The sequence below is a fragment of the Telluria sp. PB2R4 genome (genome assembly GCF_059685695.1).
This window is the reverse complement of sequence record NZ_JCASIC010000009.1, coordinates 1-14,338: the sequence shown is the minus strand read 5'-3', so window position 1 is coordinate 14,338 and position 14,338 is coordinate 1. Positions and strand designations below refer to the sequence as shown.

Here is a 14,338-nt window from a genome sequence, read left to right as displayed (position 1 = left end):
CTCGGCCATATGGTCGAGCCGCAGCGTTGAGCCCGCTTGCACAGCGGAACCGTGTGAACCTCTTGCGGAACGCGGGCATACAATTGCCCGCAACTGAACCGAGCGAGGGGGCATCCATGAAAACAATGCTTGCGGCGTCAAGCCTGGCGATCACCATGACTCTTGGCCTGGCTGCGCCCGCCGCGCATGCCCAGAACGGTGCGCCGCTGCTGGACCTGACCCTGTACGGCCAGCTCGAACGCTGGCTCGGCGCCGGGCCCCTCGACCTGCGCAACATCTATACGCGCGAGCAGGGCCACAATTCGCGCGATTTCCATGCAGCCGCCGACGGCGCCGGCATGAACTTCACCCTGCTCCAGGTGACCAACGATTTCGGCCAGAGCTGGCTCGTCGGCGGCTACAATCCGCAAAGCTGGTCATCCACCGACGGCTGGCACGAAACGCCGCAAGACTGGCAGCGCACCGCCTTCATTTTCAATTTCACCGATGCCAAGTTGTGGCGCCAGGTCCAGTCCGACGACATCCTGCCGAACCGCGGCCTGCGCCAGACCTTCAACGAGCCCAATCACGGCCCGACCTTCGGCGCCGGCCCCGACCTGTTCGTCAACGACCGCCTGGATGCCGCGATGTCCTGGCAGGTGAGCTATGGCGACGGGCTGTCCGAAGGCACCAGCATCATCGACGGCAGCACCGGCGGCCAGCTGTTCCGGGTCGACGCGCTCGAGGTGTACTCGATCTCGCTGGTGCCGGAACCCGCCAGCACGGCGATGTTCATCGGCGGCCTCGGTGTGCTGGGCTGGACCGCATGGCGCCGGCGCGCCCGTCCGGCCTCCCTGCGAAGGCATTGAAGCGCCGGGCAGGCGTGAGCTGACCCAGCAGCAAGCTGTGGCATGATGGCGGCGGAGTTCTGCTCCGCCCTCCGTTCACCTGCGACCGATCCATGCGACCGAATCTGCAAGCTTACCTGCGTGCCTGCTTCCTCTGCTGCCTGTTCCTGCTGTGTGCCGGCGCCTTCCAGGCGCCGCGCGCCCACGCCGCCAGCGCCTCCGCGCTCAAACCCGCGCAGCTGGCCCTCGTCATCAACGACGAGGATCCCCATAGCGTCGCCGTCGGCGCCTATTACCGCAAGCGGCGCGACATCCCGGCTGCGAACGTCGTCCATGTCCGCATCCCGCGCGTTGGCGACTCCTTGCCGCGCTCGATCAGCCCGGCCCAGTTCCGCCTGTTGAAGGAAGAGATCGACAGTAAGCTCGGTCCGCAAGTCCAGGCCGTGCTGATGGTCTGGACCGCGCCCTATGCCGTGGACTGCAATTCGATCACCGGCGCCTACACCCTTGGCTTCGACGGCAGCCAGTGCGCCAAAACCTGCGCCGCCGGCCAGCCCAGTCCTTATTTCAACAGCAAGTCGGCACGTCCCTTCACCGACCACGGAATGCGGCCCTCGATGCTGCTGCCGACCGAGTCCGTGCAAGGCGCGAAAGACGTGATCGACCGCGGCGTTGCAGCGGGCTTTCGCACGGTGCCCGCCACCGCCTACTACCTTGCCACCTCGGAAAAGGCGCGCAATACCCGCGTCGGCTTCTTCCCGCGCCCGGGGCGCATTCCGGGCCGCCGCCTCGCCACCCGTGTGATGCAGGCCGACGCGCTGGAAGGGGTGAAGGACGTGCTGGTCTACCAGACCGGCATGGCGCAGGTCCCCAAGCTCGATACCATCGGTTTCGTCCCCGGTGCCCTGGCCGATCACCTGACCTCGCTCGGTGGCGACCTGCTCGGCACCAGCCAGATGAGCAGCCTGCGTTGGCTGGAAGCGGGCGCCACCGCGAGCTACGGCACCGTGAGCGAACCATGCAACCACTGGCAGAAATTCCCCAATCCTTCCGTCCTGCTGCGCCATTACCTGAGCGGCAACAGCGCCATCGAAGCGTACTGGAAGAGCGTCGCCTGGCCTGCCCAGGGCCTGTTCATCGGCGAACCGCTGGCCGCGCCTTATCGGGGACGATAGTGTAGCCGCTGGGCAACTCTCTGCCTGAGGCGCGTTCTCGCCGAATAATGTTCGAAGAAATGCTTTCCTAGCAGAACACTCCTATTGTCGGAGTGCGCGAACACAACAGTGTCGTCAAGCTGCAAATTATTACATTTACTATGCATTTTTCTGATGATAAATTGCGTTTTGCTAAGTAGTGTTTCATAAACATTATCGTCTCCTTGAATAGGATCCCATGAATAAGTTTCTCGCTTCGATCCACTGTCCCGGACGGCCGACCGTACTGGCCGCGCTGCTGGCCAGCCTGTCCATTCCCGTGCTGGCCGCACCGTCGCCGAACGTCGTCATCAGCCAGGTGTACGGCGGCGGCGGTAACTCCGGGGCCGAGTACCGCCAGGACTTCATCGAGATCTTCAACCGCAGCGGCGCCGACGTCGCCATCGGCGGCTGGACCGTCCAGTACGCTTCCACCGCCGGCACCACCTGGGCCAAGACCGAGATCCCGGCCGGCACCACGCTCAAGGCCGGCCAGTACTACCTGATCCGCCAGGCCCAGGGCAATGGCGGCACCAAGGACGTGCCGAAGGATCACGAGGGCACGTTGGCGATGGCGGGCGGAGCAGGCAAGGTCGCCCTGGCCAACAACAACGCCACCCTGAGCGGCGCCAACCCGGCCAGCAGCGCCTTGGTCGACCTGGTCGGCTTCGGCAACAGCGCCGGTTTCGAGACCGCACCGACCAAGCCGCTGTCCAACACCACTTCCGCCTCGCGCAACAGCGACGGTTGCGACGACACCGATGTGAACGCGGACGACTTCACCGTCGGCGCCGTTGCACCGCGCACCAGCGCGAGCCCGTTCAAGGCCTGTGGTCCGACCGGCCCGTACGCCGAGCCGATCGTCGCCAGCTGCCCGGCCACCATGCTGCGTGCGCACGGCGACCTGGCCAGCGGCAGCCTGTCGGCCATCGACAAGGACAGCCGGGTCACCGGCGCCGCCATCACCTCGGCCGCCGTGGCCGGCATCCGCCTGGAAGAATTCGCTGGTTCAAGCGCAGTGAACACCGCTGCCGCGGTCAAGCTGGTCGTCGATGCTTCGGTCGCCCCGGGCAACTACCCGGTGACGATCAGCTTCACCAACGACGGCAGCCAGTCGGAGAGCTGCACGGTCACCGTACGCGCGGCCGACACCCACACCATCCCGGCGATCCAGGGCCCGGGCGCCGCGAGCCCGCACACCGGCACCGCCCAGACCACGGAAGGCGTGATCACCGCCAAGGTCGGCAGCGGCTACTTCATCCAGGACCCGGCCGGCGACGGCGATCCGACCACCTCGGACGGCATCTTCGTGTTCGGTCCGACCACGGGCGCGGTGGGCGAACGCGTGCAGGTCACCGGCACCGTCGCCGAATACCGTCCGTCGGGCGCGACCAGCACCTACACCGAACTGACCGACACCATCTCGCGCGTGCTGGGCGCCGGCCAGGCCATCGGCGCGACCAACATCACGCTGCCGGGTGTCGACCTGGAGGCCGTCGAGGGCATGCTGGTGCGTTTCACCAATCCGCTGACCGTCAACGAGAACAAGTACGTCGGCGCACGGGGCGAGCTGACCCTGTCCAGCGGCCGCCGCGAAATCCCGACCAACCGCTACCGCCCCGGCACCCCGGAAGCGCTGGCGCTGGCCGCCGAGAACGCCGCCAATGCCATCGTGCTCGACGATGGCCTGTTCGTTACGCCGACCGTGATCCCGTACATCGGCCCTGAGGCGACCGTGCGCACGGGCGACACCGTCACCGGCCTGGAAGGCGTGCTCGATTTCGGCGCGCTGGGCGGCGGCGGCGCCGGCTTCAAGCTGCAGCCGACCGTGGCGCCGCAGTTCTCGCGCACCAATCCGCGTACCGGCGCGCCGGCACTGCCCGCCGGCGTCAAGGTCGCCAGCGCCAACGTGCTGAACTTCTTCACCACCTTCACCAACGGCCGCAATGTCGAAGGCGCCAGCGGGCAGGGTTGCACGATCGGCTCGACCACCCGCGCCAGCAACTGCCGCGGCGCCGACAACATGGAAGAGTTCGTGCGCCAGCGCGACAAGATCGTCAAGTCGCTGATCGCGCTCGACGCCGATGTCGTCGGTCTGATGGAGATACAGAACAACGACGACGTCGCCGTGAACTACCTGGTTGGCGCGCTCAATGCCGCGCTCGGCGCGCAGGTGTATGCCGCGGTACCGAAGCCTGAGGCCACCGGCACCGACGCGATCCGCGTCGCGATGATCTACAAGCCGGCGAACGTGTCGCTGGTCGGCGCCGCGCTGTCGGATGGCGACGAGGTCAACAACCGTCCGCCGATGGCCCAGACCTTCCGCGCCAACAACGACGCCAAGTTCTCGGTGATCGTAAACCACCTCAAGGCCAAGGCGGGCTGCCCGTCGGGCAGCGGCGCGGACAGCGACCGCGGCGACGGCCAGGGCTGCTGGAACGCCACCCGCGTCGAGCAGGCCCAGCGCCTGGCAAACGTGTTCATCCCGCAGGTCGTGGCGAACGCAAACGATCCGGACGTGCTGGTGATCGGCGACATGAACGCCTACGGCTTCGAAGACCCGATCGCGACCCTGGTCGATACCGGCCTGGTCAACGAACTCGAGCGCTTCGTGCGTCCGCAAGGCATGGTGTACTCGTATGTGTTCGACGGTGAAAGCGGTTACCTCGACCATGCGCTCGCCAGTGCATCGCTGAGCAAGCAGGTGGCCGGCGCGGCCGAATGGCACAACAATGCCGATGAACCCGAGGTGATCGACTACAACCTGGGCGGCAAGCCGCAAGACCTGTTCGTCGACAACGCCTACCGCGCGTCGGACCACGATCCGGTGCTGGTCAGCCTGGCGCTGACGCCGCCTTACGTGGATGTGACCGCCTCGGTGCGCATTGTCCAGAGCGGCCTTGCGGTGAACTACGCCGCCTCGAAGTACAGCGGCAAGGTCATGTTCACCAATACGGGCAATGCTCCCCTGACCGGTCCGCTGCACTTCGTGCTGGCAGGCCTGACGCCGGGCGTGGTGCTCGACGGCGCGCACGGCAGCCACAAGGGATCGCCTTACCTGACCCTGCCGCAGACCACGATCGCCCCGGGCGAGAAGGTGACCGTGGAGTTCAGCTTCACCTACGGCGAGAAGAAGAAGGGGATCGACTACACGCCGAAGCTGTTCACGGGCGACCTGAAGCCCTGAGGGAAAGCTGGCGCGGCCGAGGCCGCGCCAGGCGCAAGATGAACACCTGCTTTCGGGCAGGTGTTTTTATTAGGAGGAGGGAATCTGGCGGAGCCGGTGCGGCGCCACCCGGGATCAGGACTGGGTCGGGCCGTCGCCGTCGGCTGCCGCGCGGCGCATGGCGTCGATGCGGTAGGCTTCGGCATTGCCGTCGATAATGCGCAGGCTGGCGCAGCCTTCGGCTGCGCAGTCGGGAGCAGGGTTGTGCGGGCCGGCTGCAGCAGCGACGGCCGGGCCGGTCGATGCGGCGACCGGCGCAGCGGCCGCGACGGTCGAGGTGGCGGAGGCGACGCTCAGGTCACTCTGCACTGCCGAGCCAAGCGTCATGGCTGCCTGGGTCTCCGGCTGGCCTGCGCCGCAAGCGGTCAGGAGAGTGGTCAGGGCGATGGCGGCGAAAGTACGGTAAGAGATGTTCATGGTCGGTCTGTTGAGCGAACTCGTCTGTAACGAAACCTATTGTAGTGAGTAAAGTTTTCCGGTGCTCAATTATTTTCGTTATTGAACAGCAAAGATTAAGGTTTAGAAACAGAATTGAGTGATGTTGGCCGATGTTCAGGTAAATTGTTGAATGTGTTTTTAATGGAATAATAAATTCTCTAAAGCAATTGATGTCGTGTGGCAACACTTGCTTGTGGCCGAGCAAGGCTGCGGCGCTGGGAGAATTCGGCTTTGGCAAGCCCTGCCGTGCATACCGGGTTTCGCTTGACCACATCTGGCCGAGCAGGGAAGATGGACATATGCGAAAACTCTTCCTTATCTTCCTGCTCGGATGCGCCGCCTGCACTACCCAAGCCCAGGATCCGGGCCGCCAGGATGCGCAGCGCGCCGCGGCCCCGGCCAGCGGCGGCGGCAGCGGCAGCGGCGACACCCTGGCCCGCATCCGCGCGCTGGCCGGGGAGGCGTCCTGCACCGAGTCCGGCCAGTGCCGGACCCTGCCGGTCGGCGCGCTCGCCTGCGGCGGTCCCGAGAGCTACCTGCCGTATTCAACGTCGCGTACCGACGAGAAAGCCCTGCGCGCGCTGGGCGAGCAGTACAAGGCCGAGCGCCAGGCCGCGAACAAGGCCGGCGGCATGATGTCGATCTGCCGCCACATCCCCGATCCGGGCGCCGTCTGTGTCAGCGGCAGCTGCCAGCTCGGCGGCTCGTCGCCTTCGCCGGCGCCGGTCGCCCGCTGAGTCGTGCCCGGACGGTGCTTTGCCGAGGCCGCATCCGTTGTGCGGCAGCGCAAGCATGGCCGGGCCGGGCCGCGTAGGATGCTGCTGAGATAGTGGCGATGGCAAAAAATAAAGAACTGTTGTCTTGGCATCGAGCGCCGTGGTAGCCTTCAACGCCAAGCTTTTCGTATGTGCAATTAGGAGTCGGTCGATGCATTCAGTACTGGAACGGCGCAGCAGCTCACGCCCCGCCATCCCCGCCTTCCGCGGCACCGGGGCAGGTTTCACCCTGCTCGAGCTGCTGGTCGTCATCGTGATCATCGGCCTGCTCGCAGCCTATGTCGGCCCCAAGTATTTCTCGCAGCTGGGCAAATCCGAAGTGACGGTGGCCAGGGCGCAGATCGACGCCTTCGACAAGTCGCTCGACACCTATCGCCTCGATGTCGGCCGCTACCCGAGCGCCGAGGAGGGCCTGAACGCCCTGATGACGGCGCCGCCGAGCGCCGGCGCCAAGTGGAATGGTCCCTATTTGAAGAAAGGGGTGCCGCAGGACCCCTGGGGTCATCCTTACCAGTACCGTTCGCCGGGCGCCAGGGGCGAATACGAGATCCTGTCTCTCGGCAAGGATGGCCAGCCGGGCGGCACCGCCGACAATGCCGACATTTCGTCGAACTGAAGGCGCCAGCCGGCGCCGCCGTTCCTGACCACCAGCCTTCAACCAGCCACCCTAGCAGCCGGGCCCGCCTACATGCAGTTCGCCGTTCGTACCCTTGCGCCCGACATGTCGATTTCGAACCTGGTCGTCGATGCCGCCGACGCGATCGACGCGCGCCGCCAGGTCGAGGCGCGCGGCCTGTTCGTCAGCGCCGTCGAGCCGGCCCGCGCCAATCCCTTTGCCGGGGTTGGCCGCAAGGGCGGCGCCAGGCTCTCCCTGGTGCTGTTCAGCCAGGAGCTGCTGGCCCTGCTCAACGCGGGCCTGGGCATCGTCGAAGGCCTGGAAGCGCTGCTCGAGAAGGAAGCCAATCCCGGCGCGCGCGGCGTGCTCGAGCGCCTGCTGGGCGGTCTGCGCGAGGGCAAGCGCTTCTCCAGCGTGCTGGCTGCCCAGCCCGATCTGTTCCCGCCGCTGTACGTCGGCATCGTGCGCGCCGCCGAAGGCACCAGCGACCTGCCGCGCGCGCTGTCGCGCTACATCGACTACCAGCAGCGTATCGATGCCGTGCGCGGCAAGATCGTCAGCGCCTCCATCTATCCGGTGATCCTGCTGCTGGTGGGCGGCGGCGTGAGCGCCTTCCTGATCGGCTATGTGGTGCCGAAGTTCGCCGAGGTTTACCAGGGGGCGGGGCGCTCGCTGCCCTGGATGTCGCAGCTGCTGCTCGACTGGGGGCAGTTTGCGTCGAGTCATGGCACGGCCATCGGCGTGGCTGCGCTGCTGGGCATTGCCGGTGCGCTGGCCGGCGTGCGGCGGCTGGCACGCAGCGGCGGCATCAACCGCCTGCTGGTGCGCCTGCCCGGCATCGGCGAGCGCGCCCGCATCTATGAACTGTCGCGCCTGTACATGACGCTGGGCATGCTGACCGAGGGCGGCATCACCATCGTCGGCGCCATCGAGACCGTCCAGCCGATGGTGTCCGGCACCGTGCGCAAGGGCCTGCTGCATGCGCGCGCCGCCGTCGAATCGGGGCAGCCGCTGTCGAATGCCTTCGAGGCCAACGGCCTGACCACCCCGATTTCGCTGCGCATGCTGCGGGTCGGCGAGCGCACCGGCGACATGGGGCCGATGCTGACCCAGTCGGCCGCCTTCTACGACGGAGAAATCACGCGCTGGATCGACCGCTTCACCCGCACGTTCGAGCCGCTGCTGATGGCCGCCATCGGCCTGGTGGTGGGCGCCATCGTGGTGTTGCTGTACATGCCGATCTTCGACCTTGCCGGAGATATGTCGTGAACGCGCCGCAGGAAAAATTGCTCGATCCGGCGCTGCTGACGCGTGCCCGTGCCCAGGCAGCCGTGTCGCGGCGCGGCCTGGTGGCCGAACTCGAAGGCCTGACCGGGCTCGAGCCGCGCCACATCGTGCGCGAACTGGCGGCGCCGTTCGCGCTGCCGGTGGTGGAAACCGCTGCCATGCTGGCGCAGTCGCCCGCTTTCGATCTGCTGCCGCTGGCACAGGCCATGTCGCGCCACTGCGTGCTGCTGCGCAGTGCGTCCGGCCACTTGACGGGCGTGCTGTCCGACCCCTTCGACCTCGACCTGCAGACCTGGCTGGGCGCGCAGGCGCGCGCCACCGCCAGGTCCCCGCTCGACCTGTGCCTGGCGCTGCAGTCCGACATCCAGGCCTATCTGTCCAAGCAGGAGGAATCCGCGCGCGCCGTCGACAGCCTGGTGGGCGCGGGCGCAGACGCCCGGCGCGACGGCAAGACCAACCAGGTGCTGTCCTTTGCCTCGGTATCGGAAAGCGGCAGCCCGGCCGTCAAGCTGGTCAATTCCACGCTCTACGATGCCCTGAAGGCCGGCGCCTCCGACATCCACCTCGAGAGCACGGCGGGCGGCCTGGCGGTGAAGTACCGGGTGGACGGGGTGCTCGACCATGCGACCACGGTCGGCGGCATCGAGCTGGCAGAGCACATCATCTCGCGCCTGAAGGTGCTGGCCGAACTCGATATCGCCGAACGCCGCATCCCGCAGGACGGCAGCTTCCGCGTGGAGTCGGGCGGGCGCGACATTGACCTGCGCGTGTCGATCATGCCCAGCATCCATGGCGAGGACGCGGTGATCCGCATCCTCGACAAGCGCGCCATGATCGAATCCTACGGCGCGCTCACGTTGGAAGCGCTGGGCTTCGACGCGCCTTCGCTGGCCACGCTGCGCACGCTGGCCCAGGAAGCGTATGGCATGCTGCTGGTGACCGGGCCGACCGGTTCCGGCAAGACCACCACGCTGTACGCGGCGCTCACCGAGATCCACAACGGCCGCGAGAAGATCATCACCATCGAAGACCCGGTCGAGTACCAGCTGCCGGGCATCCTGCAGATCCCGGTCAATGAAAAGAAAGGCCTGACCTTCGCCAAGGGCCTGCGCTCGATCCTGCGCCACGACCCGGACAAGATCATGGTCGGCGAGATCCGCGACCGCGAAACCGCCGAGATCGCGGTGCAGTCGGCGCTGACCGGCCACCTGGTCCTGACGACCGTCCACGCCAACAACGTGTTCGACGTGTTCGGGCGCTTCACGCACATGGGCATCGATCCGTATGCCTTCGTCTCGGCCCTGAACGGCATCTGGGCCCAGCGCCTGATCCGCATGAACTGTCCGCACTGCGCGGTGCGCTACGAGCCGGACGCGCTTGAACTCGCCTCGGTGCACCTGGCGCGCGAGGAGGCGCTGGACTATGTCTTCATGCGCGGCAAGGGCTGCGGCGATTGCCGCGGCACCGGCTACCGCGGTCGCCGCTCGATCGCCGAGATCCTGACCCTGAACGACGAGATCCGCGAACTGATCGTCGACAAGCAGCCGATCCGCCGCATCAAGGCCGCGGCCCATGCCAACGGCACCCGCAGCCTGCGCCTGGCCGCGCTCGACCTGGTCAGGCGCGGCGCCACCACGATCGACGAGATCAGGCGGGTGACCCTGCATGCTTAGTTTCCGCACCCTGCGATTCAACCGGTCCCTGCGCCTCGGGGTCGCCGCCGACGGCCTGGCCTTGCTGCGCGTGAGCGGCTGGCCGCGCGCCGGCGTCGACGTACTGGCACAGCAAGCGGTCGAGGCGGGCGCGCCGGACGCCCTGGCCGCCGCCCTGCGCGCGCTGCTGAAAGAGGCCGATCCGCGCGGCTGGCTGAAGGGGTGGCCGATGAGCGTGGTGCTGGCGGACGAGCTGGTGCGCATGTGGCAGGTGCCGCCGCCGCCCGGCGCGGCGCGCCTGGGCGACCTGCAGGCCGCTTGCGCCCTGCGTCACCAGCACCTGTTCGGCGCGCCGCTGCTCGAGTGGCGCGTCAGCGCCGACTGGGATGCGGCGCGCCCTTTCCTGGCTGCCGCGGCGCCCGAGGCGCTGCTCGCGCTGCTGGAAACCCTGGCGCGCGAACACCGCTTCCATTTGGTCGAGGTGGCGCCGCAGTTCGTGGCGGCGATGAATGCCTGGCGCCGCGAGCGCCGCCCCGGGAGCTGGTTCGGACTGGTGCACGGCGGCGTGCTGTCGGTCGCCGCCTACGAGGGCGCGGCGCTGGTAGCGGTGCGCACCGCCGTGATTCCCGGAGGTGCGGACCGCGACTGGCTGGAAGCCCACGTCGCGCGCGAGGCCTTGCGGGTCGGGGTAGGGCGACCCGAACGCCTGCAGCTGTGCGGGGCGGCGCCTGGCAGCTGGGCCAGCGCGGCGGGCCGCCTGAAATTCACCTGCACCCTGCTGGAAGACGGCAGCGCCGACTGGCCGCTGCACGTGCGCCTGGCGCGCACCGGAGTATCGGCATGAAGCGCACCCACATCGATTTCGCGCCGCGTTCGCTGCGCCGCACGCTATTCCGCATGCCGCCGCGCTTCGCCGGCCTGCTGTTCTGCACGGCCTGCCTGTGTTTCGTCATGCTGTCGGCGCTGCTCAAGTACCAGGAAGAGCGCGAGGGCCTGGAGGCGCTGCGGGCCGCCATCGCGGCGCGTTCGACCACCATGCGCCCGCGCTTGGTGGCGGCGCAGCCGGCATTCACCATCCCCCAGGCGCAGGCCCAGGCCGTCAATGACGCCGTCATGCAGCTCAACCTGCCGTGGCGCGACCTGGTCGAGGCGGTGCGCGCGGCCACCCCTGGCAACGTCGCCCTGCTGGCGCTGGAGCCGGATGCCAGGCGCCGCACGCTGCGCATCACCGCCGAGGCGCGCGACAGCGACGATATGCTGGCCTACATCGCGAAGATGGAAGAGCAGGGCTGGTTCCAGTCGGTCGCCCTGGTGCGCCACGAGATCGCGGAGCAGGAGCCGAACCGTCCCCTGCGCTTCCAGATCAGTGCCCAGTGGGGGGCGCAATGAAGGACGTGAATCTGTCCTCGCTGTGGCTGCGAGTCGTTCTTGCGCTGCGCCGCCTGAATCCGGTGCTTGCCGGCGCCGCCGCGCTGGCGCTGACCGCCGTCGTTGCGATCCCGGTGCTCCTGAAGATGCTGCTCGATCTTGAAACGGAATACGACGCCGCGCGCCGCCAGGCTGCGATGCCGCTCCCGGCGCCCACCGTGGCGCCCGCGCCGCCGCCGAGCGCCGACCAGAACCTGGCGCATTTCCATGCGTCGCTGGGCGAGCGCAGCAAGGTGGAGCGCCAGCTCAAGACCCTGTTCGCGCTGGCCGCGAAGAACGGCCTGGCGCTGCGCCAGGGCGAATACCGCAGCAGCCAGGACCGCGCCGGGCGCTTCCTCACCTACCAGATCACCTTGCCGGTCAGCGGCCGCTATGGCGCGATCTGGCAGTTCGCCTTCGATGCACTGCGCGCCTTGCCCCATGCTTCGCTCGACGACGTCGGTTTCCGGCGCGATGCGATCGGCAGCGACACCGTCGAGGCGCGCCTGCGCCTGACGCTCTATCTCGCCGCTACGCCGGGAGCGCCGCGATGAAGCCGCGCCATATCGCCATGGGCGTGGCCCTGGTGGCGGCTGCCGTCCTGGTGGTCTTTGGAGACAATACGCCGGAAGACGTGGTGGCCGAGCCGGTCGAACGCGCCCAGGCCCCGGCAGCGCCTGCTCCTGCGCCGCTGCCGGCAGCGGCCACGGAAAAGGAGGGGGCGCCCGCGATCCTGCGCCTGGTGTCGCGCGACGTACTGATCGGCGATGGCGAGGACCGTTTCAACCAGGGCCAGGGTGAAGGCGGCGGCGTGTTCGCACGCCAGGACTGGACCCCGCCGCCACGCCCGCCGGCGCCGGCGCCGCCAGCGCCGCCGCCGAGTGCGCCGCCGCTGCCCTTCACCTATATCGGCAAGTCGCTGCAGGACGGTGTCTGGGAGATCTACTTGGCACGCGGCGACCGTACCCACCTGGTGCGCGAGAACACGGTCATCGACGGCATGTACCGCGTCGATGCGATCAAGCCCCCGGTGCTGACCCTGACCTATCTGCCGCTGAACCAGGTCCAGCAGCTCAATATTGGAGTTTTCGACTGATGCTTCGCTTCGTTCTGTCAAGGACACACGTTCCGGCCCTTGCCCTGGCGGCCGTCCTGGTCGCCGGCTGCGCCGGCCAGCGCGCCTACCAGGAGGGCAATGCGCTGGTGGCGCAGGACCAGGTTGCGGCCGGGCTGTTGAAATACCAGGAGGCGGTCGCCGCCGACCCGGGCAACGCCGAGTACCGCGCCGCCTGGCTGCGCGCACGCGACAGCGCGGCCAGCCGCCTGCTGGGCCAGGCCGACGCAGCCTACGCCGACGGGCAAGCCGAGGCGGCGTTGCAGGACTACCGCCGCGTGCTGGCCTTCGACCCGGCCAACGAGCGGGCCCGTGCCGGCCTGCGCCAGGTCGAGGCCGACCGCCGCCACGCCGCCATGCTGCAGGAAGCGCGCGCCGCCTTCGACCGGGGCGAACTCGATACCGCCCGCCAGCGTCTCGGCGCGATCCTGACCGAACGGCCGGCGCACGAACCGGCGCGCCTGCTCATGCTGGAGGTCGACGAGAAGGCGGCCGTGCTGCCTTCCGGCGAAGCGGCGCTGGCGGCATCCTTCCGCAAGCCGATCAGCCTCGAATTCCGCGACGCCCCGCTGAAGCAGATCTTCGAAGTCATCGCGCGCCACTCCGGCCTGAACTTTGTCTTCGACAAGGACGTCAAGGCCGACCAGCGCAGCTCGATCTTCCTGAAGAACAGCACGGTCGAGGCGGCGGTGTACTACCTCTTGATGACCAACCAGCTCGAGCGCCAGGTCATGGACGGCAATACCATCCTGATCTACCCGAACGTGGCGGCCAAGCTGAAGGAATACCAGGAGATGACGGTCAAGACCTTCTTCCTGGCCAATGCCGACGCCAAGAACATCGCCAATACCTTCAAGACCATCCTCAAGTCGCGCGACGTGGTGGTCGACGAAAAGCTCAACCTGGTGATCCTGCGCGACAGCCCCGAAGCGGTGCGCGTGGCGACCCAGCTGGTGGCGCTGCAGGACGTGCCGGAGCCGGAAGTCATGCTGGAAGTCGAGGTGCTGGAGATCAAGCGCAGCCGCATGACCGACCTCGGCATCGCCTGGCCGGGCTCGGTGAGCTTCGCGCCGCTGGCCAACCTGGGCGGCGAACCGGTCAGCATCGACCAGCTGCGCGGCCTGAATCGCGGCAACGTCGGCGTCGTCAGCGAGCTGACCGCGACCGTCAGCGCCAACAAGACCGACGGCGATTCGAATACCCTGGCCAACCCGCGCATCCGCGTGCGCAACAAGGAAAAGGCCAAGGTCGTCATCGGCGACAAGATCCCGAATATCTCGACCACGATCTCCTCGGGCGTGGGCGGCTTCGCCTCCGAATCGGTGAACTACGTCGACGTCGGCCTGACCCTGAATGTCGAACCGACCATCTACCTGAACAACGAGGTCGGCATCCGCATCTCGCTCGAGGTCAGCACGCTGGGAGAATCGGTGACGACCAACTCCGGCACCGTGGCCTACCGCATCGGCACCCGCTCGGCGACCACCTTCCTGCAGCTGAAGGACGGCGAGAACCAGGTGCTGGCGGGCCTGATCAGCAACGAAGACCGCTCCAGCGGCAGCAAGGTGCCGGGCATCGGCGACCTGCCGATCATCGGGCGCCTGTTCGGCAGCACGCGCGACACCAATGACCGTACCGAGATCGTGCTGTCGATCACCCCGCGCCTGGTGCGCACGGTGCAGCGCCCGGCCGCTGCCGCTTCCGAATTCGGCGCGGGCACCGAGGCCAGCTTCCGCCGCCGTCCGGACAGCACGGCGCGCGCGCCGGTGCAGTTGCCGGCCGCCGTCAATGCGGCGGCCGCC

Annotated in this window: 13 protein-coding genes; 12 read left to right on the top strand and 1 reads right to left on the bottom strand. The window is 67.7% G+C overall.

The window, feature by feature from the left end; all coding sequences use genetic code 11:
* Positions 1-116 precede the first annotated feature (116 nt).
* The 3 genes from AC56LU_RS15560 (at position 117) to AC56LU_RS15550 (ending at position 5,207) form a co-directional block, all read left to right on the top strand.
* Positions 117-848, top strand: coding sequence for a PEP_CTERM-anchored TLD domain-containing protein (locus AC56LU_RS15560; RefSeq protein ID WP_497176520.1), 732 nt, complete (start codon positions 117-119; stop codon positions 846-848).
* 92 nt (positions 849-940) lie between these two features.
* Positions 941-2,002: a TIGR03790 family protein gene (locus tag AC56LU_RS15555; protein WP_497176519.1), complete on the top strand. Its 1,062-nt coding sequence runs from the start codon at positions 941-943 to the stop codon at positions 2,000-2,002.
* 217 nt (positions 2,003-2,219) lie between these two features.
* Positions 2,220-5,207, top strand: a complete 2,988-nt coding sequence (locus AC56LU_RS15550) for an ExeM/NucH family extracellular endonuclease (RefSeq protein ID WP_497176518.1) — start codon at positions 2,220-2,222, stop codon at positions 5,205-5,207.
* A gap of 114 nt (positions 5,208-5,321) precedes the next feature.
* Here AC56LU_RS15550 and AC56LU_RS15545 read toward each other — a convergent pair whose 3' ends face one another.
* Positions 5,322-5,663, bottom strand: coding sequence for a hypothetical protein (locus AC56LU_RS15545; protein ID WP_497176517.1), 342 nt, complete (start codon positions 5,661-5,663; stop codon positions 5,322-5,324).
* Between the two features lie 320 nt (positions 5,664-5,983).
* Between AC56LU_RS15545 and AC56LU_RS15540 the strand changes: the two genes are divergently transcribed.
* The 9 genes from AC56LU_RS15540 to AC56LU_RS15500 form a co-directional block, all read left to right on the top strand.
* Positions 5,984-6,421, top strand: a complete 438-nt coding sequence (locus AC56LU_RS15540; RefSeq protein ID WP_497176516.1) for a hypothetical protein — start codon at positions 5,984-5,986, stop codon at positions 6,419-6,421.
* 190 nt (positions 6,422-6,611) lie between these two features.
* Complete coding sequence (gene gspG, locus AC56LU_RS15535) at positions 6,612-7,076, top strand: type II secretion system major pseudopilin GspG (protein WP_497176515.1); 465 nt, start codon at positions 6,612-6,614, stop codon at positions 7,074-7,076.
* 72 nt (positions 7,077-7,148) lie between these two features.
* Complete coding sequence (locus AC56LU_RS15530) at positions 7,149-8,345, top strand: type II secretion system F family protein (protein ID WP_497176514.1); 1,197 nt, start codon at positions 7,149-7,151, stop codon at positions 8,343-8,345.
* Positions 8,342-10,036, top strand: a complete 1,695-nt coding sequence (locus tag AC56LU_RS15525; RefSeq protein WP_497176513.1) for a GspE/PulE family protein — start codon at positions 8,342-8,344, stop codon at positions 10,034-10,036. Before AC56LU_RS15530 ends, AC56LU_RS15525 begins: the two co-directional genes overlap by 4 nt.
* Positions 10,029-10,859 (top strand): hypothetical protein, encoded by an 831-nt coding sequence (locus AC56LU_RS15520; RefSeq protein ID WP_497176512.1) that lies wholly within the window; start codon positions 10,029-10,031, stop codon positions 10,857-10,859. The genes AC56LU_RS15525 and AC56LU_RS15520 overlap by 8 nt, the downstream gene beginning before the upstream one ends.
* Entirely contained in the window at positions 10,856-11,404 is a 549-nt protein-coding gene (locus AC56LU_RS15515) for a PilN domain-containing protein (protein WP_497176511.1), read from the top strand. Before AC56LU_RS15520 ends, AC56LU_RS15515 begins: the two co-directional genes overlap by 4 nt.
* Complete coding sequence (locus tag AC56LU_RS15510; RefSeq protein WP_497176510.1) at positions 11,401-11,976, top strand: hypothetical protein; 576 nt, start codon at positions 11,401-11,403, stop codon at positions 11,974-11,976. The genes AC56LU_RS15515 and AC56LU_RS15510 overlap by 4 nt, the downstream gene beginning before the upstream one ends.
* Positions 11,973-12,518, top strand: coding sequence for a hypothetical protein (locus tag AC56LU_RS15505; protein ID WP_497176509.1), 546 nt, complete (start codon positions 11,973-11,975; stop codon positions 12,516-12,518). The genes AC56LU_RS15510 and AC56LU_RS15505 overlap by 4 nt, the downstream gene beginning before the upstream one ends.
* A partial coding sequence (locus AC56LU_RS15500; protein ID WP_497176508.1) for a secretin GspD/PilQ domain-containing protein occupies positions 12,518-14,338 on the top strand: 1,821 nt, incomplete at its 3' end. The genes AC56LU_RS15505 and AC56LU_RS15500, both read left to right, overlap by 1 nt.